This window comes from Deferrisoma sp. (assembly GCF_054681715.1).
In genome coordinates, this window is the sequence record NZ_BAAHFQ010000016.1 from 1 (window position 1) to 22,627 (window position 22,627).

At 70.5% G+C, this 22,627-nt stretch carries 19 protein-coding genes; 4 read left to right on the forward strand and 15 right to left on the reverse strand.

Going from position 1 to position 22,627, the window contains the following annotated elements:
* Nucleotides 1-97: 97 nt before the first annotated feature.
* Complete coding sequence (locus ACY0I8_RS04245) at nucleotides 98-1,399, reverse strand: phenylacetate--CoA ligase family protein (protein ID WP_461393724.1); 1,302 nt, start codon at nucleotides 1,397-1,399, stop codon at nucleotides 98-100.
* 710 nt (nucleotides 1,400-2,109) lie between these two features.
* On the opposite strand from ACY0I8_RS04245, the gene pyk reads away from it, so the two are divergent.
* A complete protein-coding gene (gene pyk / locus ACY0I8_RS04250; protein WP_459939853.1) occupies nucleotides 2,110-3,501 on the forward strand; it encodes a pyruvate kinase in 1,392 nt (463 codons plus the stop codon).
* Between the two features lie 89 nt (nucleotides 3,502-3,590).
* Here the strand turns inward: pyk and ACY0I8_RS04255 are convergent, their stop codons facing one another.
* Nucleotides 3,591-4,568, reverse strand: a complete 978-nt coding sequence (locus ACY0I8_RS04255; RefSeq protein WP_459939852.1) for an MBL fold metallo-hydrolase — start codon at nucleotides 4,566-4,568, stop codon at nucleotides 3,591-3,593.
* A gap of 285 nt (nucleotides 4,569-4,853) precedes the next feature.
* A complete protein-coding gene (locus tag ACY0I8_RS04260) occupies nucleotides 4,854-6,320 on the reverse strand; it encodes a S1 RNA-binding domain-containing protein (RefSeq protein WP_459939851.1) in 1,467 nt (488 codons plus the stop codon).
* Between the two features lie 140 nt (nucleotides 6,321-6,460).
* Between ACY0I8_RS04260 and ACY0I8_RS04265 the strand changes: the two genes are divergently transcribed.
* The 3 genes from ACY0I8_RS04265 to ACY0I8_RS04275 all read left to right on the forward strand — a co-directional run bounded on the left by ACY0I8_RS04265 (nucleotide 6,461) and on the right by ACY0I8_RS04275 (nucleotide 9,903).
* On the forward strand, nucleotides 6,461-7,090 hold the full coding sequence (locus tag ACY0I8_RS04265; RefSeq protein WP_459939850.1) for an L-threonylcarbamoyladenylate synthase: 630 nt from the start codon (nucleotides 6,461-6,463) through the stop codon (nucleotides 7,088-7,090).
* A gap of 153 nt (nucleotides 7,091-7,243) precedes the next feature.
* Complete coding sequence (gene cysZ / locus ACY0I8_RS04270) at nucleotides 7,244-8,053, forward strand: EI24 domain-containing protein (RefSeq protein WP_459939849.1); 810 nt, start codon at nucleotides 7,244-7,246, stop codon at nucleotides 8,051-8,053.
* The gene (locus ACY0I8_RS04275) at nucleotides 8,050-9,903 is read left to right on the forward strand and encodes a GNAT family N-acetyltransferase (RefSeq protein WP_461393725.1); all 1,854 of its coding nucleotides are present in this window, start codon (nucleotides 8,050-8,052) and stop codon (nucleotides 9,901-9,903) included. Before cysZ ends, ACY0I8_RS04275 begins: the two co-directional genes overlap by 4 nt.
* A 13-nt stretch (nucleotides 9,904-9,916) precedes the next feature.
* Here ACY0I8_RS04275 and ACY0I8_RS04280 read toward each other — a convergent pair whose 3' ends face one another.
* From ACY0I8_RS04280 to ACY0I8_RS04335, 12 genes are all read right to left on the reverse strand, one after another.
* Nucleotides 9,917-11,905 carry a sodium:solute symporter family protein gene (locus ACY0I8_RS04280; RefSeq protein ID WP_461393726.1) on the reverse strand — a complete coding sequence of 663 codons (1,989 nt, stop codon included), beginning with the start codon at nucleotides 11,903-11,905 and terminating at the stop codon, nucleotides 9,917-9,919.
* Nucleotides 11,906-12,226: 321 nt separating this feature from the next.
* Nucleotides 12,227-13,414 (reverse strand): nicotinate phosphoribosyltransferase, encoded by a 1,188-nt coding sequence (locus ACY0I8_RS04285; RefSeq protein WP_461393727.1) that lies wholly within the window; start codon nucleotides 13,412-13,414, stop codon nucleotides 12,227-12,229.
* 406 nt (nucleotides 13,415-13,820) lie between these two features.
* Nucleotides 13,821-14,357, reverse strand: coding sequence for a cysteine hydrolase family protein (locus tag ACY0I8_RS04290; protein WP_461393728.1), 537 nt, complete (start codon nucleotides 14,355-14,357; stop codon nucleotides 13,821-13,823).
* A 1-nt stretch (nucleotide 14,358) separates the two neighbouring features.
* Entirely contained in the window at nucleotides 14,359-15,003 is a 645-nt protein-coding gene (locus ACY0I8_RS04295; protein ID WP_461393729.1) for a protein-L-isoaspartate(D-aspartate) O-methyltransferase, read from the reverse strand.
* 99 nt (nucleotides 15,004-15,102) lie between these two features.
* Complete coding sequence (locus ACY0I8_RS04300; RefSeq protein ID WP_461393730.1) at nucleotides 15,103-15,699, reverse strand: GTP-binding protein; 597 nt, start codon at nucleotides 15,697-15,699, stop codon at nucleotides 15,103-15,105.
* Between the two features lie 4 nt (nucleotides 15,700-15,703).
* Nucleotides 15,704-16,204, reverse strand: coding sequence for a roadblock/LC7 domain-containing protein (locus ACY0I8_RS04305; protein WP_459939840.1), 501 nt, complete (start codon nucleotides 16,202-16,204; stop codon nucleotides 15,704-15,706).
* Complete coding sequence (locus tag ACY0I8_RS04310; protein WP_461393731.1) at nucleotides 16,201-16,908, reverse strand: response regulator transcription factor; 708 nt, start codon at nucleotides 16,906-16,908, stop codon at nucleotides 16,201-16,203. The genes ACY0I8_RS04305 and ACY0I8_RS04310 overlap by 4 nt, the downstream gene beginning before the upstream one ends.
* On the reverse strand, nucleotides 16,899-18,326 hold the full coding sequence (gene xseA / locus ACY0I8_RS04315; RefSeq protein WP_461393761.1) for an exodeoxyribonuclease VII large subunit: 1,428 nt from the start codon (nucleotides 18,324-18,326) through the stop codon (nucleotides 16,899-16,901). Before xseA ends, ACY0I8_RS04310 begins: the two co-directional genes overlap by 10 nt.
* Entirely contained in the window at nucleotides 18,259-19,269 is a 1,011-nt protein-coding gene (locus tag ACY0I8_RS04320; RefSeq protein ID WP_461393732.1) for an RNA polymerase factor sigma-32, read from the reverse strand. Before ACY0I8_RS04320 ends, xseA begins: the two co-directional genes overlap by 68 nt.
* 97 nt (nucleotides 19,270-19,366) lie before the next feature.
* On the reverse strand, nucleotides 19,367-20,035 hold the full coding sequence (locus tag ACY0I8_RS04325) for a cytochrome c3 family protein (RefSeq protein ID WP_461393733.1): 669 nt from the start codon (nucleotides 20,033-20,035) through the stop codon (nucleotides 19,367-19,369).
* Complete coding sequence (locus tag ACY0I8_RS04330) at nucleotides 20,032-21,633, reverse strand: NAD(P)/FAD-dependent oxidoreductase (RefSeq protein ID WP_461393734.1); 1,602 nt, start codon at nucleotides 21,631-21,633, stop codon at nucleotides 20,032-20,034. The genes ACY0I8_RS04325 and ACY0I8_RS04330 overlap by 4 nt, the downstream gene beginning before the upstream one ends.
* Nucleotides 21,620-22,354 carry a flagellar regulator YcgR PilZN domain-containing protein gene (locus ACY0I8_RS04335; RefSeq protein ID WP_461393735.1) on the reverse strand — a complete coding sequence of 245 codons (735 nt, stop codon included), beginning with the start codon at nucleotides 22,352-22,354 and terminating at the stop codon, nucleotides 21,620-21,622. The genes ACY0I8_RS04330 and ACY0I8_RS04335 overlap by 14 nt, the downstream gene beginning before the upstream one ends.
* Nucleotides 22,355-22,627 lie beyond the last annotated feature (273 nt).

The following is a 22,627-nucleotide window of genomic DNA, read 5'->3' on the forward strand; positions in this document are numbered from 1 at the left end:
GAAGAGCCGGTAGGCCGGTCCGCTCGGAGACGACCGAATCCTATTCCGCCGCCCGCCCCGGGGTCAATCCGCCCCGGGGCGGGCGGTGCTGCAACCGCTACTTCTTTCGCTCGTCGATCACCCGCTTGGCCTTGCCCTCGCTTCGGGCGATGGTGCCCTGGGGCACGATCTCCACGGGCGCGTTGATCCCGATCACCCCGTGGATCCGGGCGCTGATCCGACGGCCGAGATCCTCGAGGGCCTGCTTGCCCTGGGCGTACACCTCGGGCTTGGCCTCGGCCTCCACCTTCATGCCGTCCAGGTGCCCCTTCTTGAACACCCGGATCTGGTAGAGGGGCTCCATCTCCTCGAACTCCATAATGACGGACTCGACCTGGCTCGGGAACACGTTGACGCCCGAGATGATCAGCATGTCGTCGGACCGGCCCAGGATCTTGTCCATCACCACCAGGGTGCGGCCGCACTCGCACTCGACCCGCCGGAGGCTCGTAATGTCGCGGGTGCGGTACCGCAGGAGCGGCATGGCCCGGCGCTGGAGCGCCGTGAACACGAGCTCGCCCTTCTCCCCGAGGGGCACCGGCTCCAGGGTGGAGGGGTCCACGATCTCGGGATAGACGTGGTCCTCGTTCAGATGCAGCCGGTAGGCCTCGCACGAGAACCCGACACCCGGGCCCATCATCTCGGTGAGCCCGTACGCCTCGTGGGCCGCAATGCCCATGCGCTCCTCGATCTCCTTTCGCATCTCCACGGTCCAGGGCTCCGCCCCGAAGGAACCCACCCGCAGGGGGAGCTTCCGGAGGTCCACGCCCATCTGGTCGGCCTTCTCGGCGATGGTCAGGGCGTAGGTGGGGGTGCAGAAGAGCGCCGTGGACCCGAAATCCTGCATGATCATGATCTGGCGCTCGGTCATGCCGGACCCGGTGGGCACGAGGCACGCCCCGATCGCCTCGACGCCCAGATAGAACCCGAGGCCTCCCGTAAAGAGGCCCATGCCGTAGGCGTTCTGGCAGATGTCGTCGGGCCGGATGCCCTGGGCCCACAGGGTGCGGGCCATGCACTCCTGCCACTGGGCCTTGTCTTCGGCCGTGTAGGGCCCCGTGATGGGCTTCCCGGTGGTTCCGGAGGAGGCGTGCACCCGCACGAGATCCTTCATGGGCACGGCGCACAGGCCGAAGGGGTAGTTGTCCCGCAGGTCGTTTTTCACGGTGAAGGGAAGATGCCGGATGTCGTCGAGGGTGCGGATGTCGTCGGGCTTCACCCCTTTCTCGTCGAGCTTTTGTTTGTAGAACGGCACCCGCTCGTAGAGCCAGGCCACGGTCTCCCGCAGCTTCGCGGCCTGGAATTCCCGGAGTTTTTCGAGCGGCATGGTTTCGAACTCTTCGTTCCAGTACTTCTTCATGGCATCTCCTCCGTCGAAAGGGGTGGACACGGCACGACTTGCAATCACCATACCAAAACAAACGAGGTTTTCTCAACCGGCCAGTCGTTTGGTTCCAAGGCCGGGGGTGGACGGGGTGCCGCACAACGGGTAACTTTTCCCCGCCCACCGCGAAAACCTCATCGCCGGAGGGGCAATCGGACTACTACTCCGGCGGCTACATGGAAACTCCCGTAAGCCGCGCGAGGCGCGACCTGTTTGCAAAAACAATAACTTCCGCCTCGGCCACACGGTGGGCCGCAGCCGTCTGGACCACAGGACCGAAGACCGCGAGACCGGCGACCGAAGTTACTTGGAAGCTTCCCAGCGCCCCTTTGGGGCCCCACTGTGCATGACAGTAACGCCCGAGTCAGGGCTCAGGGGTAGGAGCGGGGTCCCCGCCGCGATCCGGGCCGAAGGCCCGAAGGGACATGGTTGCGGCTGGAAAGCCGCTCCCACAGGTTGGGACAACTGCCGGCGCTAGAATCCCAAAGGATTTTGGCGTCCTAGCGTCCCAGCCTCCTAGCATCCCAGCAGGAAGTTACTTGGAAGCGCATGGGGGGCGTGGAGCCCGCTGCAGCGCCGGGAGTGGCTCCCACAGCGGCCGGATGCCGCGCTCGCGCCGGGCCGGAGCCAGTCCCCCACCCGCGGCCCCGACAAAGCTCTTGAAGGTATTCGTAACGGAGACGCCCATGAGACGCGCGAAGATCGTCTGCACCGTCGGCCCGGCCAGTTCCGACCCGGAAACCCTGCGCCGTATGGTCGAGGCCGGCATGGACGTGGCCCGGCTCAACATGAGCCACGGCGACCACGGCACCCACGCCCGCACCGCCGAACGGATCCGGGAGGCGGCCGGGGCCGCGGGCCGGCCCGTGGCGATCCTCCTCGATCTCGCCGGCCCCAAGATCCGGCTCGGAGCCCTCCCCGAGCCCCGGTTGGTCCATGCGGGGGACGAACTGGTGCTGGGTCCCGAGGGCTCCGGGGCCGAGATCCCGGTGAACTACCCGCAACTCGCGTCGGAGCTCGAGCCCGGCGACCGGATCAGCCTGGCCGACGGCGCGATTCCCCTGGAGGTGGTGGCGGTCCAGGGGGATGCCGTGCGGGTCCGGGTGATCGCGGGCGGCACGATCACGAGCCACAAGGGCCTCAACCTCCCGGGCAAGGGCGACGCCCTGCCGGCCGTTTCAGAGAAGGACCGGGAGGATCTGCGGTTCGGGCTCCGGATCGGGGTGGACTGGGTGGCCCTCTCCTTCGTCCGCAGCCCCAAGGACCTCGACCCGGCCCGGGAGGTCATGGACCAGGAAGGGGTCCGGGTTCCGGTGCTCGCCAAGATCGAGAAGCGCCAGGCCCTGGCGCGGCTGGGGGAGATCCTCGACGTGTTCGACGGGCTCATGGTGGCCCGGGGGGACCTAGGCGTCGAGGTGGACCTGGAGGAGGTCCCCGGAATCCAGAAGCGGCTCATCCGGGAGGCGAACCGCAGGGCCAAACCGGTGGTCACCGCGACCCAGATGCTCCTCTCCATGGTCACGAATCCCCGCCCCACCCGGGCCGAGGTGACCGACGTGGCCAATGCCGTGCTGGACGGCACCGACGCCGTGATGCTCTCGGAGGAGACGGCCATGGGCCGCTACCCGGTGGAGGCCGTCCGGGTCATGGCGCGGATCGTGGAACGGGCCGAGGCCGACGCACCCGAACCGGAGGAGTGCCGGCCGCTCGTGGCCGAAGGGGTGCCGGCCGCCATCGCCCGGGCCACCTGGCACGTGGCCCGGGACGTCGGCGCCAAGGCCATCGTGACCCCCACCCGCAGCGGGTCCACGGCCCGTCTGGTGGCCGCCACCCGCCCGCCCGTGCCGGTGCTGGGGATGACGAGCGACCCGGCCACCGCCGGGGCCCTGGCCCTCACCTGGGGCGTGACCCCCGCCCTGGTCCCGCCCGCCCCCACCACCGACGCCCTGTTCGACGCGTGCCGGAGGGAGGTGGTCCGGCGCGGGATCGCCCGGCCGGGGGACCGGGTGGTGGTGACGGCCGGGGTCCCCGTGGACACCCCGGGCACCACGAACCTGCTCAAGGTGCTGGAGGTCTGAGGGGAGTCCGTGCGGACGCGCCGGCGGAACCTCTTACCGTCCGAACGTCCCAACGTCCCAACGTCCGAACGTCCGAACGTCCTACCGTCCTACCGTCCACGCGCCCTCGCGACCCACTCCCCGTCCTGCCCTTCCCAGTCCACCTCGCCCCGGTCGGCCAGGAGGTCGAGGTGGCCGATCACCTCGCTCACCGCCAGGAACACCCACCCCGGCTCCACGTCGGGGAAGAGGCGCCTCACGAGTTCCCAGGGCCTCGCCCCCTCCGGCGGGGTCGCCTCCCGGATGGACGCGGCCCGCCGGTCGTAGAACGCCAACCGCGTTTCGATCAGGTCGTCGGGATTCCCCATAGGGGCGCCGTGGCCCGGGAGCACCCGTTCACACCCGAGCTCCCGGATCCGTTTCAGCGTGGCGATGTATCGGATCAGGGTGCGGTCGCGAAACACACCCCGGCCCGGCTCGGCCACGGCGTTCGAGCTGATGTGGGGGATCAGGGTGTCCCCCGACACGAGGGTGCGGGTCTCCGGGTCCCAGAGGCATAGGGCCCCGCGGGCGTGGCCCGGGGTGTGGAGCACCTCCCACCGGCCGGCCGTGGTTTCGAGAACCATCCCCTCGTCCAGGGGATCCACCGCGTCCAGGGGCTCGGCGTGGGTCCTGAGCCGCCCCATGGACTCCCGCAGTTCCCGGCGGTAGTCCCCGGGCACCCCGGCCCTTCGGCACACCTCGTCCAGGAACCCGACGATGCCCTCCCACACCCCGGGCTCGTCCCGGAGTCTCCCATGGTCCACGGGGTGGGCCAGCACCGGACATCCGGCCGCATCGCGCACCCTGCGGGCCAGCCCGGCGTGGTCGTGATGGGGGTGGGTCAGGACGAGCCGGCCCACGTCGGCCGCATCGAGGCCCGCGCGGCCGAGCCCCGACACCAGGGCCCCCCACGCCTCCGGCGTGCACGGCCCGGCGTCCACCAGGGTCGGCGGGTCCCCCGGCAGGAGATAGGCGTTCACGGTCCCCACGGCGTAGGGGGTCGGGATCTCGATGCGGACCGGTTCGGTGAGGTGTGCGGTTTTCATGGGACTTCCCGTTGGGCGGCACAACATCCGTGAATCGTGAAGTCGTGAATCGTTCTTGGGCGCCCGCGTCAACGCCCGGCCCCACCCGTGGGAGCAACGGCCGTATCAGGGGCCAGAATTCAGAGGACAGATGTGAGAGCCCCCCTGTCCTCTGTCGTCCGTCCACTGACTCCCGATACGGGGTGCGCTCCCAAGCCGGGTGGTCACCTTTAGGTCCCTCAACGAAACGGCCCCCCGCCTCCGAAAGAAGCGCGGGGGGCCGCAGGGGCGATCATTCCGTGGTACTCAACCCTTCTTGAGCTTTTCCTTCAGGAGGTCCCCCAGGGTGCCGAACACGGGCCCCGCCGGCTTGGAGTCGGCAGGCCTGGAGTACTCCTCCAGGGCCTCGCGCTCCGCTCGCTCGTCCACCGCCTGCCGGGAAAGCCGAATCTTCCGGCCGTCGTCCTCTACCCCGAGCACCGCGACCTGCATCGGATCGCCAGGCCGGAAGGCCTTGGCATGGTCCGTACCCTTGGGTGTGCCCATCTCGGTGTTGTGCACAAGCCCCACGTGCCCGGAGGGCAGCTTCACGAACACCCCGAACGGCGCCACCTTCTCGACGGTTCCCTCGAGCACCTCGCCCGGGCGGGGCAGCGGCCCCATGGACTCCCACAACCGGTGCTCCAGGGACAGCGAGATGCGGCGGGCCTCCGGATCGACGGAGACGACCTCCACCTCCACGGCCTCTCCCGGGCTTACCACCTCGGCGGCGCTCCGGACCCGGCGGCCGGCCCCCAGGGCCGAGATGTGAACCAGACCCTCGACCCCGGGTTCGAGCTCCACGAACGCCCCGAAGGGGGCGATCCGGGTGACCCGGCCCTGCACCCTTTGACCGGGCTGGTACTTCGTCGCCACCGCGGTCCAGGGATCCTCCTGCAGCTCCTTGAGCGAGAGGGTGACGCGGTCCTTCTCCCAGTCGACCGCGATGACCTTCACCGTGACCTCGTCCCCGGGCCGAACCACCTCGGTGGGGCTCTCCACCCGGCCCCAGCTCATCTCGGAGACGGGGATGAGGCCGTCGACCCCGTCGAACTCCACAAACGCCCCGAAGTCGTGCACCGCCCGGACCCGGCCGGTCACCACCGCGCCCGGTTCCAGCACGGTTCGGAGTTCCTCGCGCTTCTTCGCCCGCTCCTCCTCCAGGAGCGCCCGGCGCGAGAGCACGACGTTCCGCCCCCCCTCCTTGTACTCCAGGACCTTGAAGGCGTAGGTCTGGCCCACGTGGACCTCGGGCTCCTTGGTCCAGCGCAGGTCGATCTGGGAGTGGGGGCAGAAGGCCCGAAGCCCCCCGACCCGCACCTCGTAGCCGCCCTTGACCACCTTGACGACCTTGCCCTCCACCGGGATGCCCGCCTGATGGGCCTCGGCCAGCGCGTTCTTCGAAAGGTCCCGGGCCGACAGCTTCGTGGTCAGCACCACCTCCCCGGCCGCGGTCGAGACCACGTAGGCCTCGATCTCCTGCCCTTCGGAGGGCAGGGCGTCGGCCTCGAACTCCTCCCGGCGGATGGAGCCCTCCTGCTTGCCGCCCAGGTCCACGAACACCCAGTCGTCCGCGACCCGGGCCACCCGACACCGCACCTTGTCCCCGGGCTTCACACTCTGCACGGCCGCCCCCTGGTCGGCCCCCTCGAGCAGCCGGGCGAACTCCTCCCGGGTGGCCGGCTGGGTCTCCGGCGCCTCGTCCACGCCCCCCGTGGTCTTTTCGTCGGTCATCGCTTCGGTACTCCTTCGGGCGAAAGTTTGCGAGAGCATACACACCGCCCCCGACCGGGACAAGTCCGGAACGGGCCGGGTTTGACAACCCCGGCGGCCTGATTTAGCTTCCCTGCGCCCCGCAGGCAAGGGAGGATGCCATGGCCGTCATGCTGTCGGTGCACCCCGTGACCCCCCAGACCCGGCACATCCGCCGGGCCGCCGAGGTCCTGCGAGACGACGGCGTGATCGTGTATCCCACCGATACCGTGTACGGGTTGGGGTGCGACATCACGAGCAAACACGCCGTGGAGCGCATCATGCGGATCAAGGGCCGCGACCCCAAAAAGCCCATGAGCTTCGTGTGCGCGGACCTCACGCACATCAGCCGGTACGCCCGGGTGTCGAACTTCGCCTACCGGATCCTGAAGCGCTTCCTGCCCGGCCCCTACACCTTCGTGCTCGAGGCGAGCCGCGAGGTCCCGCGGCTTTTGCTCACCAAGCAGAAAACGGTGGGGATCCGGATCCCGGACCACCCCGTGTGCCTGGAACTCGTGAAGGAACTGGGAAACCCGATCCTCTCGACCAGCGCGAACCTGAGCGGCGACGAGCCCCTCAACGACCCGGCCGAGATCCAGAGGGTGCTGGGCGGGCAGGTGGACCTCATCCTAGAATGCGGGGTGCTGCCCCGGGTGCCCTCCACCGTGGTCTCCCTGGTGGGCGACCGCGTCGAGGTGCTCCGGGAAGGGGCCGGCGACGCCACCTTCTTCCGGGAACTGGAGGAGGGGTGAGCGGCTCGGAGGCGAGGCGGCTGTCATCGTTTCCGATTCCACCGAACTCGCCTGGCCCACAGGGGACGTTTGCCCGGCCGGCCTCACGTCGGGACGCTCGGCAGGGAGCCAGGGGGCTCTAACCCAAGACAATACGGAAAGGAACCTTTCGCCATGTCCGGTTTCGGCGCCGTGGGAGCTTTCTTCTACCCGTTCCGGGGGCTCCGGTTCCTGGGCCGCCACCCGCGACTCCTGGGGATCGTGGCGATCCCGGTGGCCGTGAACACCCTGCTGTTCTCGCTGCTCGTCTGGTTCGCCGGCAGCCGGTTCGACCGGTGGCTCGAGGCGCTCCTGCCCCGGGGCGAGGGCTGGTGGTGGGCCCTGGCCTACTGGGCCCTGTGGGTCCTGGGGGCCGCGGTGCTCCTAGTCGTGGTGCTCTACACCTTCGCCCTGGTCGGCAACCTGATCCTCGCGCCGTTCAACGACCTCCTGAGCGACCGGGTGGAGCGGATCTACACGGGCCAGACCCTGGAGGAACCGTTTCGCCTAGGGGCCTTCGTGCGGGACCTGGGCCGGTCGTTCAAGGCCGAACTGGGGCGGATCGCCCTGTACCTCGCGGGGTTCGCCTGCGTGCTCGCCCTCAATTTCATTCCGGCCCTGGGCACGGCCGCCTCGGCGGTGCTCGCCCCGGCGCTCGCGTTCTTCTTCCTCGGCTGGGAGTACCTGGACTACTCGATGGAGCGCTGGCACCTGCCCTTCGGGGCGAAGCGGCGGACGGTCTTCCGGAACACCCCGGCCGTCGTGGCCTTCGGGTGCGGGGTGTGGCTCCTGTTGATGATCCCGCTCCTGAACCTTCTGGCGATCCCGGTGTGCGTGGCGGGCGGCACGCTCCTGTTCTGCGACCTCCGGAACGCTGGCCGGGTCGAACTGCCGGCCCCCACCGGTCGGCCCGGCACCCCGCCCCAGGAAACGGACACCCCATGATCTCCGACCCGAACTGGAAGGAGCGCTACGCGTCCCGCGTCATGGGCCGGGATGCGGCGCTTTCGCTCATCCAGCGGGGTGCCAAGATCTTCGTGGGCTCGGCCTGCGGGGAACCCCAGCACCTGGTGGAGGGGCTCGTCCAGAGGGGCCGAAACCTTGCGGACTCGGAGATCCTCCACATCCTGACCCTCGGCATCGCCCCCTACGCGGAGGAGAAGTTCTCCCGGACCTTCCGGCACAACGCCTTTTTCATCGGCGACAACACCCGCCGGGCCGTGGCCGAGGGCCGGGCCGACTACACCCCCGTGTACCTCTCGGAGCTGCCGAGCCTGTTTCGAAGCCGGCGGATCCGGCTCGACGCGGCCCTCGTGCAGGTGACCCCGCCCGACCGCCACGGGTACGTGAGCCTGGGGGTGAGCGTGGACGTGACCCGGGCGGCCGTGGAGACGGCCCGGGTGGTGATCGCCGAGGTCAACCCCCACATGCCCCGGACCCTGGGGAACTCGTTCGTCCCCGTGGAGCGGTTCGACGCGCTGGTGGAGCACGCCGCCCCGGTGATCGAGTACCTGCCGCCGGTTCCCGACGAGACCGCCCTGCGCATCGGCCGCAACATCGCGCGCCTGGTGCCCGACGGGGCCACGATCCAGATCGGGATCGGGGCCATCCCCAACGCCGCGGTGCACGCCCTGCGCGACAAGAAGGACCTGGGCGTGCACACCGAGATGTTCTCCGACTGGCTCCTGGATCTGGTGCGCGCCGGAGCGGTCACGAACCGCCGGAAAACCCTCCACAACGGCAAGGCGATCGCCTCGTTCTGCATGGGGTCCCGGGAGCTGTACTCCTTCATCGACAACAACCCCATGGTGGAGCTCCACCCCAGCGAGTACACCAACGACCCCTTCGTGATCGGCCAAAACGAGAACATGGTGGCCATCAACACCGCCCTGGAGATCGACCTCACGGGGCAGGTGTGCTCCGACTCCATCGGCCACCAGTTCTACTCGGGCATCGGCGGACAGGTGGATTTCATCCGGGGGGCGGCCCGAAGCCCCGGCGGCAAGGCCATCATCGCCCTGCCGTCCACGGCACGGGGCGGCGCGGTCAGCCGGATCGTGCCCCAGCTCTCCCCCGGCGCCGGGGTGGTCACCACCCGGGCCTCGGCCCGGTACGTGGTGACCGAATGGGGCTACGCGGATCTGTTCGGCAAGACGATCCGGGAGCGGGCCATGGCGCTCATCAACATCGCCCACCCCAAGTTCCGAAAGGAACTCCTCGACGCGGCCCGCCGGCTCCACTACGTATGGCCCGACCAGATCATCCCCACCGCCCTCGACCTTTACCCCGAACGCTACGAACGGTGGGTCGAGGTGGCCGGTACCCCGGTGTTCCTCCGTCCGGTCAAGGTGACCGACGAGCCGCTCCTCAAGGAACTCTTCTACAGCCTCTCGGACGAGTCGGTGTATCGGCGGTATTTCACCGTGATCAAGTACATGCCCCACGAGAGGCTCCAGGAGGAGCTGGACCTCGACTACGAAACCAAGATGGCCATCGCGGCCGTGGTGGAGCGCGAGGGGGTGGAGGAGATCGTGGGGCTCGCCCAGTACGTGCTCGACGAGGCGAGCGGGCTTGCCGAGGCGGCTTTCCTGGTGCGAGACGACTGGCAGGGCAAGGGGCTCGGCCGCACCCTGGTGGACTACCTGATCGAGATCGCCCGGGACAAGGGGATCCGGGGCATCACGGCCACGGTGATGCCCGAAAACCGGGCCATGCTCCACCTGTTCCAGAAGGCGGCCAAACGAATGGAAACCCGCTTCGAGGACGGGGCCTACGTGCTCGAGTTCGAGATCTGACGTCCAAAGCCCCTCAGCCTCCGGGTTCCTCCACGTCGAACCGGATCGGGGCATCCTCGGCGTGGTAGGCCTCCTGGTAGTCCTCCCGCAGCACCTCCACCCGGCCGAACCGGGTGCTGAGCCCGAGCTTGTAGGCCAGGAACCACATCATGTAGATGCCGAAGGCCCACCATACGAGCTGCCACCACCACAGGGGCGGAACCCCCAGGGGCCAGGTGGCCGGGTCGTTGGGATTCATGAGGCCGAAAAACGTGTTCCCCACCACGGCCAGGGGGCCGATCCCGAACAGGAACCACAGGAGCACCAGGGCCCAGGCCATCCGCTTCAGCGGTGCCTTCTCCGGATCGACCGAGGCGTGATCCCGGAGGTACCGGTGGTAGTTGAGGCGCCGCAGGTACTCCTTGCGGTCGGGCTGGGTCACGGCCGAGACGGCCACGGCCACGGCCAGGTTTGCCAGGATCCCCCACCCCGCGCAGTGGATCGTGAGCGGGTAGGCCCCGAACCCCAGGGCCCGGTGGAGCGCCACGAACGGAGCCCAGTGAAAGGGGTACGTCAGGATGACGGCGAGCATGCCCGCAACGAGCCCCGCCACCACCCCCTGCCGCGTGAACCAGGGAACGTAGAGGGTGGCGAGGAGCGGAACCCACATCTGGGTGCCGAACGACACCGCGAGCCCCCCGAGGAGTACCAGGGCGTCCTCGGAATACGTGGCCACCAGGAGCGCGGCCAGGGTGATCACCACCACCCACACCCGGCCCCAGAACTTCTGCTGCCCGGCGGTGGCGTGGGGGTTGAGGTACCGCACGTAGAGGTCCCGGGTGATCATGCCTGCCGTGGTGGACATGTAGGCCGATCCGGTGGACTGCATGGCCGCCAGGGCGCAGATGGCCAGGAACCCCACGAACATCGGGGCCTGGTCGCTCACCAGGTTGATGAGCGCGGGCACCAGGTTCTCCTGCCTTCCGTCCGCCAGGAGATCCAGGGGGATCGCGCCCCGCTTCAGGAGGGCCCAACCGCCAAGCCCCTGGAGGTTCGAGAAGAGGAACAGGCACGCCCCCACCCCCAGGGCGCTGGCCCACACCTGCTGGGGAGCGAAAGGTTTGGGGTTTGTGTTGGAAAACGCCCACATGGTGAACGCCGGGGAGGCCTGGATGCCCATGAGGGCGAAGAGGTAGGTGAGGATCATGGTGCCGGTCCACATTCCCCCCACGGCCTGGTCGGCACTCGGCACCGCCTGGATCGCCCCGGGAACGGCGACGAGCCGGTGGTACCCCTGGGGCGTGAGGGCGGGCCGGCCCAGGAGATCGGTGCCGGCGGCCAGGTCGCCCCGCACCATGTCGGCCAGCGCCTGGGTGAAGGGCCCCCATCCCCCCACCTTCACCAGCGCGATGACCCCGATCGCCACGATGCCGGCCATGAGCAGGATGCACTGGGCCGTGTCGACGTAGGCCACCGACCGAAGGCCTCCCAGCACCACGTAGAGGAGCACCACGATCGAAAGGGCCCACATGCCGAAGTTCACGTCCACCACGCCGTGGCTCAGCACGTCGAAGAGCACCCCCGAGGCTTTGAACTGGAGCCCCAGGTACGGCACCGCGTAGAAGAGCGCCACCACCACCGTGAGCCAACGCATGGCGTCGCTGCGGAAGTAGTCGCCGTACATCTCCCCCGGGGTCACATACCCGTGGCGCTTCCCCATCATCCAGATCCGCTTGAGGAAGATGACCCCGGTGAACGGAATGGCGATCACGTAGAACGCGGCGAAGGCGTAGGGCAGGCCGTCGCGCCACACCAGGGCGGGGTGCCCCACGAAGGTCCAGCCCGAAAACGAGGTGGCCGTGGCCGCCAACACGAAGACCCACATGGGGATCTGGCGGCCCGCGATGAAGTAGTCGGCCGCGGTCCGGGCCCGGTAGAACCCCTTGACCCCCCAGAAGAGGCAGTACGCCCAGTAAAACCCGGTGAGCACGAAGAGCCAGATCACGGACTCGTGGGTTCCCATCGGCGGTCCTTTCGGGTCGGCGTGCAAAGGGATGGCTGGAACGCTGGGGGGCCGGGAGGCCCAACCCCGTCCCCCCTTTCGGTGTTCACTCCCCGAGAAGCCTCGTCAGGCCCCTTCGGAGCCCCACGACGCAGGGCTGTAACGTCCGAGGAAGGGCCCGGGTGGAGGAGCGGCATCCATGCCGCGATCCGGGCCGAAGGCCCGAAAGGATGTTGTCGCGGCCCGGAAGCGGCTCCCACAGATTGGGAGATCCGCTGACGCTGGAATCACAAAGGATTTTGGCGTCCTAGCGTCCCAGCCTCCCAGCGTCCCAGCGGGAAGTTACCTGGACCCGGTCGGTTCCTCCCGGGCGAGCAACTGAAGCTGCGCGAGCACCCGGTCGCGCACGACCGGGGTCGTCTCCGCCGGCACCACGATCTCCCCGTCGCGCACCAGTTCCACCGTCCGGACCTCCCAGTCGCCGCCGCAGGGGCACCGCTCGGTTGGCCGGCGTCCCCGGGGCACCACCCGGCTCGCCAGGCACAGGGGGCAGCCCAGGGTGTCCTTGCGGCCCGAGCGCTTCCCCCGCTTCGCCCGGGGTTCCCCCTCCACCTCCACGATGTCCATGGAGAAGTCCACGGTGCGGGCCGCGCTGATCGAGGTACCCACCCCGAACCCCTGGACCAGCGGCCGAAGCTCCCGGAGGTCGTCCTCGGTGAGCCCGCCGGAGAGGAAGATCCCCACGTGGCCGAACCCCCGCAGATCCAGCTCCCAGCGCACCTCCTCCACGATGCGCTTGAAGTTCCCGCGGCGGCTCGAGGGGGTGTCGAGCCGCACGGCAAAGAGATCCCGGCCCAGGGCCTCGGCCACCCGCACGGCCTCGAACTTCTCGTCGTTGAAGGTGTCGATGAGGCTCACGAGCTTCACCTTGGGCCCCATGGCCCGCCGGAACGCCCGGGTGGCCTCGACGCAGTCGCCGAGGATCAGGATCAGGGCGTGGGGCATGGTGCCGGTGGGCTCGATCCCGAGCTGCTCCGCCGCGGCCACCGTGGCCACGCCGTCGCACCCGCCCAGATAGGCGCTGCGCTCGATCATGGGCGCGATGGCCGGGTGCATGCGCCGGGCCCCGAACGACACGAGGAGCCGGTCGCCGGCGGCCAGCCGGCACCGGGCCGCCTGGGTCGCGATGCCCGAGGCCTGGCACAGGAACCCGAGGACGGCGGTCTCGTACACCCCGAACTCCCGGTAGTCCCCCTCGATCTCGAGCACCACGTCCCAGGGCCGGAACACCGATCCCTCGGGCAAACCCCGCACCGTCACGGGAAGCCGCCGCAACACCTCCAGGGCCTCGTCCATGCCCGCCAGAATGGCCCAGTCCCACCCGTCGGGAAGGCTCTTCGCCACGAACTCGGCCACCACCCGCTTGCGGATCCCCTCGCTCTCGAGCACCCGGAGCGTGCGGGTGAAATAGACGTCGGTCACCTTGCCGGACAGGATGTCGTCGTTACTCGCGGTCCAGAGTTTCGGCATGGGCGAATCCTTCGGTGTGAGTGCGTCGCGAGAAAGCTGGGAGGCTCGGAAGCTCCCCAGGGCCCCTTTGGGGCCCCCTACGCAGGACGGTAACGTCCGAGTCAGGATTGAGGGTGGGAGCGGCGACCGTGTCAGGTACCAGAGGACAGAAGACAGAGGACAGGGGGTTTCTGACATCTGTCCTCTGAATTCTGATCCCTGATACGGCAGCCGCCCCCACAGGTTGGCAGAGGCGATGCCGCCCGCATCCCGAAGTCTGCTGGTCACGCCCAGCCGCCCAGCCGCCTAGCTGCCTGGCCGCCAAGCCGTCGAGCGTCCCAGCCTCCTCGCGTCCCAGCGGGAAGTTACTCGGAAGCTCCCCCTTAGGAGGCCCCCCGGGGCCTCCTCCGTGCCCTCCGTGGTTCCCTCACCGCCCCTCCCGGCCCACCAGCCGGGCCCCCAGCACCCGCTCCATCTGGCGCAGGGCGAAGGCGTGATCGTCGGGATCCAGGCCGGCCACGGCGTCCCCCACCACCTCCACGTCGTAGCCCCGCATGGCGGCGTCGGCCGCCGTGTAGAGCACGCAGATGTTCGTCACGCATCCCACGAGGCGCACCGTGTCGATGCCGTGCTCCCGGAGCACCTCGTCCAGCCGCGATCCGTAGAACCCCGAGTAGGTGGTCTTCTCCACGATCGGGTCGTAGGGGGAAGGCTTCAAGGCGTCCACGACCCGGGCGCCCCAGGTGCCCCGGACGGCATGGGGCGGCCAACCCATCCGGGAAAACTCCGGGTCGTCGGGCCGGTGGGCGTCGCACACGTAGATCACGGGCTCGGCCCGGAACCGGGCGTCCTCCACCTCCTCCACCATGCGCGGCAGGAGGTCCGCTGTGGACGGCACCCGGAGGCTCCCCTTCTCGTCCACGAAGTCGTTGAGCATGTCGATGACCAACAGCGCCCGTCTCATCTCACCATCCCTCCTCCCCCACCAGGGGCACGAACCGGCACCCCCCCAGGTTTTCGCGCAGAAACCGGTTTCCCTTTCGGGTGATCCTGAGGAGTTCCTGGAGGCCCCGGTCGCCCACGGGGATCACGAGCACCCCGCCCTGGGGATCGAGCTGGGCCTCGAGCGACGGCGGCACCTTGGGCGCACCGGCCGTCACCACGATGGCCTGGAACGGGGCCTCTTCCGGAAGGCCCAACGTGCCATCCCCCACCATCACCCGGACGCGGTCGTACCCCAGGCGGGCCAGTCGTTCCGCCGCCTGTCGGGCCAGCTCGGGGTCGCGTTCGATGGACACGACGTCGCAGCCCAGTTCGGCCAAAATGGCGGCCTGGTACCCGGAACCGGTGCCGACCTCGAGAACCTTCTCGCCTCCCCGGAGACCCAGCGCCTCGGTCATGAGCGCCACCATGTAGGGCTGGGAGATGGTCTGGCCCCCGCCGATGGGAAGGGGCGAGTCGTCGTAGGCCATGTGGCGCAGGTTCTCCGGCACGAACTCGTGCCGGGGCACCCGGGCCATGGCCTCGAGCACCCGCGGGTCGCGGATGCCCCGCGCCCGGATCTGGGTGTCCACCATTTGGCGGCGAAGGAGGTCGTAATCTCGGGCCATCGTCCCACCAGGAAACCATTACGCTGATGCCACGGGGTCTCGGCGACCGACGACCGACGGCCGACGACGGCTTTCAGGATAGGCCTCCCGCCCCCCGTGTCAACGGCCCGGTGGGCGGCGGGCGAGTTCCGCCAGCACCAGGCGGGCCACCCCCTTCAGGGTGTCGAACACCCCCACGCCCTGGGTGGCCACGGCCTCGAACTCCGGGAGCCCCGGCCGGCCCAGGACCTCCCGGAGCTGGTCCACCGTCAGGGCCCCCGGGAGGTCGCGCTTGTTGTACTGGACGACGGTGGGAACCCGGTCGCGCCGCAGCCCGTACCCCGCCAGGTTTCGGCCTAGGTCGGCCCAGGACTCGGCGTTGGCGTCGACCCGCAGGGGGTCGCTGTCGGCCACGAACACCACGCCGTCCACCCCTTTCAAGATGAGCTTCCGGCTCGCGGCGTAGAACACTTGGCCGGGCACGGTGTACAGGTGGAACCGCACCTGGAACCCCCGCAGGGTCCCGAGGTTCAGGGGAAGAAAGTCGAAAAAGAGGGTCCGCTCGGTCTGGGTGGCCAGGCTGATCAGCTGGCCCTTCTGGCGGCCCGGGGCCCGCTGGTGGATGTACTTGAGGTTCGTCGTCTTCCCGCCCAGCCCGGGCCCGTAATAGACGATCTTGACATTGATCTCCCGGGCCGAGTAGTTGACGAAGGCCATGGCATCAGAACCGGAACAGCTCGTCGATGTCCTGGTCGGTGAGGTCGGCCAGCGGCCGGGCGGCCGGGCGGCCGGCCGAACGCATCCGGCCCAGGATCCGCCGGAGCACCTGCTCGATCTCCCCCCCGGCCCGCCGCACCCGCAGCCGAACCATCCCCAGGGAGGCCTCGGTGCCGAAGATCACGGCCAGGATCACGAGGTTCCCGATCAGGCTGATGTGGATGGAGTCGCGCTTGCCCTGGTGGAACAGGATGGTGAAGTCGTTCTCCCCCACCAGGCGGGCCATGCTCGCCGTGGCCGCGATGTTCGAGGCCGCCAGCGAGCAGAAGCTCGTCACGTCGAGCCCCGAGGTATCGCCCCACTCGGCCACGAGCTGCCCGTTCACATCGAGGAGGAGCACCGCCCGGGCCCGGCTGTCGGCGTGGACCCGGGCCAGGATGCGCCGGAGGGCCCGGTGCTCCTCCTCGAACACGACCAACTGGGGCACGCCGTCCCGGAGGGTCATGAGTCCTCCTCCAGCCCCTCGATCTCCAGGATCCGCTCGCCGGCCACGTAGGGCTTCGACACCACGGCCCGCACCCGTTCGAGCTTCTTCAAGATGTCCCGGATGCGAAGCACGTTCGACTGGATCGTGCGGCTCTTCTTCAACACATCCTCGTTGTCGTCGTGGCGCCGTTCCAGGGCCTCGGCGCACATGAGGATGGCCGCCAGCGGGTTGTTGACCTCGTGGGAGACGCTCGCCACCACCCTGCGGAGGGTCTTGATCTTTTCGGCCTCGGTCAGGAGCGCCTGCTGACGCACCCGCGACACGGCCGAGGCGATCCGCGCCTGGAGCTCCCGGATGTCGAAGGGCTTCGCCACCAGGTCGTCGGCCCCCAGCTCGAGGCTCCGCATCCGGTCCTCGCCGCCGCTCCGGGCGGTCACCACCACCACGGGCACCCCGGCCGTCTCGGGCTGCGCCTTGAGTTCGCGCAGCACCTCCCACCCGTCCATGTCGGGGAGCATGAGGTCGAGCAGGATGGCGTCGGGCGGGTGTTCCTTCGCCCGCTCCACCCCCTCGGCGCCCGAAAGGGCCCCGTCCACCTGGAACCCCTCGGGCTCGAGGAAGAGTTCCACGAACCGCACGAGCGCCGGGTCGTCGTCGATCACGAGGACCCGGGTGGTCGCGGCCGCCGCTCTGGGCGGGGGGTTTTGGATGGTCAGGTCCACGGCTCGTCCTCCTCGGCCGGCGCGTTCACCCCCCTGACCTCGACGCCCAGCCCGCCCCGTGCCAGCGTCACGTCGAGGGCCTGCCCGGGGGAGCAGGTCCGGGCGTCCCGCACCACCTGGCCCTCGGCCGTGCGCACCAGGGCATACCCCCGGCCGAGCACCCGGCGGGGCCCGAGGGCCTCGGCCCGGCCCACCAGGGCCTCGAGACGAACCCGTCGTCGCGCCACGGCCTCCCGGGCGGCCCGGTGCAACCGGGCCTCAAGGTTCTCCCGGCGCTCCCGCCAGGCCCCCAGGCGCACCCGGGGGTCGAGCCCCCGCAGACGCACCTCGAACCCCGCAAGGCGGCGTCGGGCCTCGGCCATCCTTCGGTCCAAGGCCGCCCCCGCCCGGTCGGCCAGGGCGTCCACCTCGATCCGGCGGCGGGCCACGAGGCTCCTGGGTGCCCGCCGCCACGGATCGGCCGCGCCGAGCCGGGCCCGGAGGTCCCCAAGCCTGGCCCGGGCGGCCCGGTGGAGTCGCGCCTCCAGGGCCCGCAGGGCCTCGACCCAGCGGGCCCATTCCCCGGCCGCCAACTCCGCCGCGGCCGAGGGGGTGGGGGCCCGCACGTCGGCGGCGAAATCCACCAGGGTCACGTCGGTCTCGTGGCCGACCCCGGTGATGACGGGCACGGGGCACCGGGCCACGGCCCGCACGAGGTCCTCGTCGTTGAAGGGCCAGAGGTCCTCCAGGCTTCCCCCGCCCCGGACGAGGAGCACCACGTCCACCTCGGGGTCGGTGGTCAGGAGCCCCAGGGCCTCCCGGAGTTCCCAGGCGGCGTTTTCGCCCTGCACGCTCGCGGGCGCCACCACCACCCGGAGCCCCGGGGCTCGGCGGCCCAGCACCTGGAGCACGTCGCGCAGCGCGGCGCCCGTGGCCGAGGTCACGACCCCCACGGCCCGGGGCAGCGGCGGCACCGGCCGCTTGCGCTCGGCCCCGAACCACCCCTCGGCCGCCAACCGTCGTTTCCGGGCCTCGAACTCCCTGAGGAGCGCCCCCTCGCCCGTCAGGGGCTCCAGGATCTCGGCGATGAACTGCAGGTCGCCCCGGGGCTCGTACACGCTCACCCGGCCCCAGGCCAGCGCCTCGATCCCGTCGGCCAGGTCCACGGCTTGGAGCCGGAGCGTTGAACGGAAACACACGGCCCGGATCTGGGCCGCCTCGTCCCCCAGGGTGAAGTAGGCGTGGCCCGAGGAGGGTATGCGGAGGTTTCGCACCTCCCCCCGCACCCACGCCGTGCCCACGCCCCCCTCCACCACCTCCCGGACCCGGCCTACCAGGTCCGAGACGGTCCAGACCTCGTCGGGGACCCAGCTACTCAGCGTACACCTCCCGCACCCCCGGGTCCTCCTCCAGGAACGCCCGGAGCTTTTTGAGCAGATCGGCCTCGAGCTGGCGCACCCGCTCCCGGCTCACCCCGAACTCCTCCCCCAGTTCCCGCAGGGTCACCGGTTCCTCGGCCAGGAGCCGCCGGTCCAGGATGGCCCGGTAGCGGTCGTTCAGGGTTTCGCGGAACGCCCCAATCCGGTGCCGCACCCGCGCCAGGAGCTCCCGCTCGGCCAGAACCTCGCTCACGTCGGCCTCGGCGTCGGCCACGAAATCGAGCCGCGAGGCCTCAGATTCCTCGTCCACCGGCGCGTCCAGCGAGACGTCGCCGCCGGAGAGCCGCTTCTCCATCTCGATCACCTCGTCCTCCCGGACGTTCAGGCGCGAGGCGATGAGCCGCGGCTCGGGCTTGAACCCTGCCGCCTCCAGCTCGGCCTTGGCCTTCTTGAGGTTGAAGAACAGCCGGCGCTGGTTCTGGGTGGTGCCGATCTTGACGAGCGACCAGTTGTTCAGGATGTACCGGATGATGTAGGCCCGGATCCACCAGGCCGCGTAGGAGGAGAGCTTCACCCCCCGGTAGGGGTCGAACTTCTCCACCGCCCGCATGAGCCCGATGTTGCCCTCCTGGATGAGGTCCATCAGGTTCGCCACGTTGCGCCGGAACTCGTAGGCGATTTTGACCACCAGCCGCAGGTTCGCGAGCACCAGGGTGTAGGCCGCCCTCGTGTCTCCCTGCTCCCGGTACCGGATAGCCAGGTCCTTCTCCTCCTCGGGGGTGAGAAGGGGGTACCGGCTGATCTCGGCCATGTACTGCTGGAGCGGACCGGCCTCCACGAGGTCGGTGGAAGGCAGCGCGGGGAGCTCCGCCTCGTCGAAGTAGCTCTCCCCCTCCCAGACCTCGACCTCAGCCCCCTCCGGCTCGCGCTCGGCCTCCGGGTCCTCTTCCAACGGCTCGTGGATCTCCGGCCCCCGGGGGGCCTCGGTTCGTTTCTCGTCCATCCGATCCTCCGCTGGGACGTTTGGACGTTAGGGCACTACAATCTTTGGAGATTCAAGCGCCACCGCCCTCCCCATGGCGGCGCCTCCGTGGAGGCTCCTACCCGCGTTTCCCGTGACACCCCTTGCACCAGTCGCGCAGGGCCGGCCGGCCCAGGCACGACAGGCACGTGGGGGTGTGGGGGTCGTGACACGAGGCGCAGTCCATGGCCCGGCCCGGCCGCAAGGGGTCGTGATCGGCCTCGAGGGCATGGCGGAACCGGCGGTGGCGTTTGGGCACATCGTCGTGGCAGCCGGTGCACCGGCCGGCCACGTCGTCCACCTCGTGGCCGGGCCCCCGATGGCACCCCCCGCATCCCTCCGCCCGCACTCCGGCATGGGTTTCGCCCTGCCAGCGGTGACACTCCCCGCAGGCGGCCGTATCGTGGCACCGCCGGCAGGCCTCCTCCCCGCCGGGGTGGAACCGCCGGCCCTCGCCGGCGGAGCGCTCCAACATAATCCGTTTGGCCCCCATGTCCACCCCGGCCCGCACCCTGCCGCCCTGGGCCGGGATCCGGACATGGTACACCCCATCCTCGGCCGCGACCACCGGAAGCGCCCGGTCCCCGACCCGCACCCGGGGGGCCTCGGCCCCCTCGACGACGAGCCAGAGGCCCGACCGGCCGGCCCGCTGGTCCGGCAGCGGCGCGAGTACCCGGACCCCGGCGGCAAGACCCACGGCCGCTCCCAGCCCCACCGCCGCCACCAGCAGCCACGCTCCCCGGTTCATCCCGCGCTCACCCCTTGTGCTTTCAGCGACTCCAGCCACGCGTCGGCCGCCCGGGCCCCGTCGACCGCCGCACTTACGATGCCGCCCGCCCATCCGGCCCCCTCGCCCACGGGGTAGAGCCCGGGGAACCCGGGGCTCGCGAACCCCTCGTCCCTTGCAAGGCGCACCGGGCAGGACGTGCGGGTCTCGACCCCGACGAGCACGCCCCGGCCGATGGGCGGCACCTGCCGGGCGAGCGCCGGCAGGGCCCGGCGCAGGGCCTCGGCCACGACCTCCGGGAGGCACCGGTCGAGCGAAACCGGCACCGCGGGCCACGGGCAGGAGGTCCGCGGGATCGCCCTCGAGGGCCGGCCCGCCAGGAAATCGTCCACCCTCTGGGCCGGAACCGCCCCGGGCCCGGCGGCCTCCCACGCCCTCCGCTCCCAGGTCCGCCGCCAGCCGAGCCCGCCCAGGACCCCTCCTCCCCAGTCCGCGGGGTCCACGGTCACCACCAGGGCCGCGTTGGCCCACCGGCCCGACCGACGGGACCCGCTCATCCCGTTCACCACGAGTCCGTCGGGCTCGGTGCCGGCCGGCACCACGGTGCCCCCCGGGCACATGCAAAACGAGTACACGTCGCGCCCCCCGGCCCGGGCCTTCACCGCGAACTCGGCGGGCGGCAGCGCCGGGTGGCCCGCCCACCGGCCGTACTGGCGCCGGTCCACCGCGGCCTGGGACACCTCGATCCGAACCCCCACCGCAAACCCCTTGGGCTCGGCCGGCACGCCCCGGCCGACGAGGGTCCGCAGGAGGTCGGCCGCCCCGTGCCCTGGGGCCAGGAACACGGCCGGCCCCTCCACCGGCCCCTCCCGGGTTTCGACCCCGACCACCCGCCCCCCTCGCACCCGGAGATCCTCGACCCGGGTCCGGAACCGGAACTCGCACCCGGCCGCCTCGAGGCGCCGCCGGATGCCCCGAAGAACGGTCCGGAGCCGGTCGGTGCCCAGGTGGGGCCGGGCCTCCCACAAGATCTCCTCGGGGGCGCCGCAGGCGACCAGGGTTTCAAACACCCAGAGTTTCCGGGGATCGCGTCCCCGGTAGGTGAGCTTGCCGTCCGAGAAGGTTCCGGCGCCGCCCTCGCCAAAGGCCACGTTGGACTCCGGATCGAGCTCTCCCCGGCGCCAGTAGGCCGCGACCCGCCGGGTGCGCTCGGGAAGGGCGTCGCCCCGGTCGAGGAGGATCGAGGGCACCCCGGCCGCGGCGAGCCGAAGCGCCGCGAACAGCCCCGCCGGCCCCGTGCCCACGACCACGGGCCGGCCCGGGGGCCGCGGGGGTTTCGGGGGAGCCGGGGGAACCTCGGGCGTCCAGGGGGCCGCGCCCGCCGGCACCTCCCCGCCGGGCGGAGCGTCGAGGGCGAGCGCCACCCGGTACACGAACCGCGGCTGCCCCCGGCCCCGGGCGTCCAGGGACCGGCGAAGGGGCTTCCACGCCCGGACGCTGGGCGCCGGAACTCCCAGACGCGCGGCCGCGATGTCGGGAAGCCGGTCGGGGGGCTCCCCGGGGCCCAGGGCCACCCCCGAGACGGCCCACCACCCGGCGCCGGGCTCAGGCCGAGGCATCGAGCCCCCGGCGGCCGGCCAGATACCTCCGGATCACCTCGGCCGCCTCGTCCGCCAGGGGCTCGAACGACACGCTGGCCCGGTACCGCCGGGGCAGCGTGAGCCCGCCGAGCTCGGCCACCACGTTCCCCACCACCCGGGCCGACACCGTGACCACGGGCTCCCGGCCGAGCTCCAGGAGGATCTCGGGGATCCGGGTGCCGGGCCGGAGCCGCCCGAGCTCCGCCTCGTACTCGAAGGCGCAGCCGCCCTCGCTCACGTTCACCACGGGCGCGTCGCACCGAAACGGTTCGAGAAACGAAAGGGAGGCGTCCCCCACCGTGTCCACCCGGGGGCTCCGGCGCCGGCGTTCGCCCCGGACCGCCGTCGGGTAGGCCACCTTGAACGCCGGCAGCTCGTCCAGGTACTGGACCTTCCCCAGGATCCGGGCCTCGAAAGTGTAGGTGACGCCCTGGATCAGGCTCTCGAAGTCGAGGAGCCGCCCGGGCACCCCAAACCGGTCCCCCTCGGGCGGGGAGAAGGTGTCCACGAAAAAGCCGTCCCGGCCGAGCCCGAGCACCACCGTGGTGAACGCCTCGCCCCCCCCGGGCCGCACGAGCACCTGGCTCCCCGCCTTCTGGAGCTGCTCCAGCACCCGGATCACCTCCTCGGGCGGGGGCGGGAGCTCGGGTTCGGGCCGTGCGGGCGGCGGTTCCTTGGCCTTGGGTTTGCGAAACAGCACGGTGCGCGCTCCTTGTCACTTTGGTTGAAACGCTGGAAGGCTGGGAGGCGAGAAGGCCCAAATCCCTTACGCGATGCCAGCGTCTTTCCCATCCAGCCCTGCAGGATCGGGCGCAGAGCCGGGCGAGTGTCGTCTTCAGAGGCCTCCGGCCCGTTTCGATCTTCGCAACCCGCGGTAGGCCGCGGGGCGGCCTGTTCGCAAGAAGCTCCGTAGGCCGCGAAGCGCGGCCTGTTTGCAAAAACAATAACTTCCGCCTCGGCCACACGGCGCGCC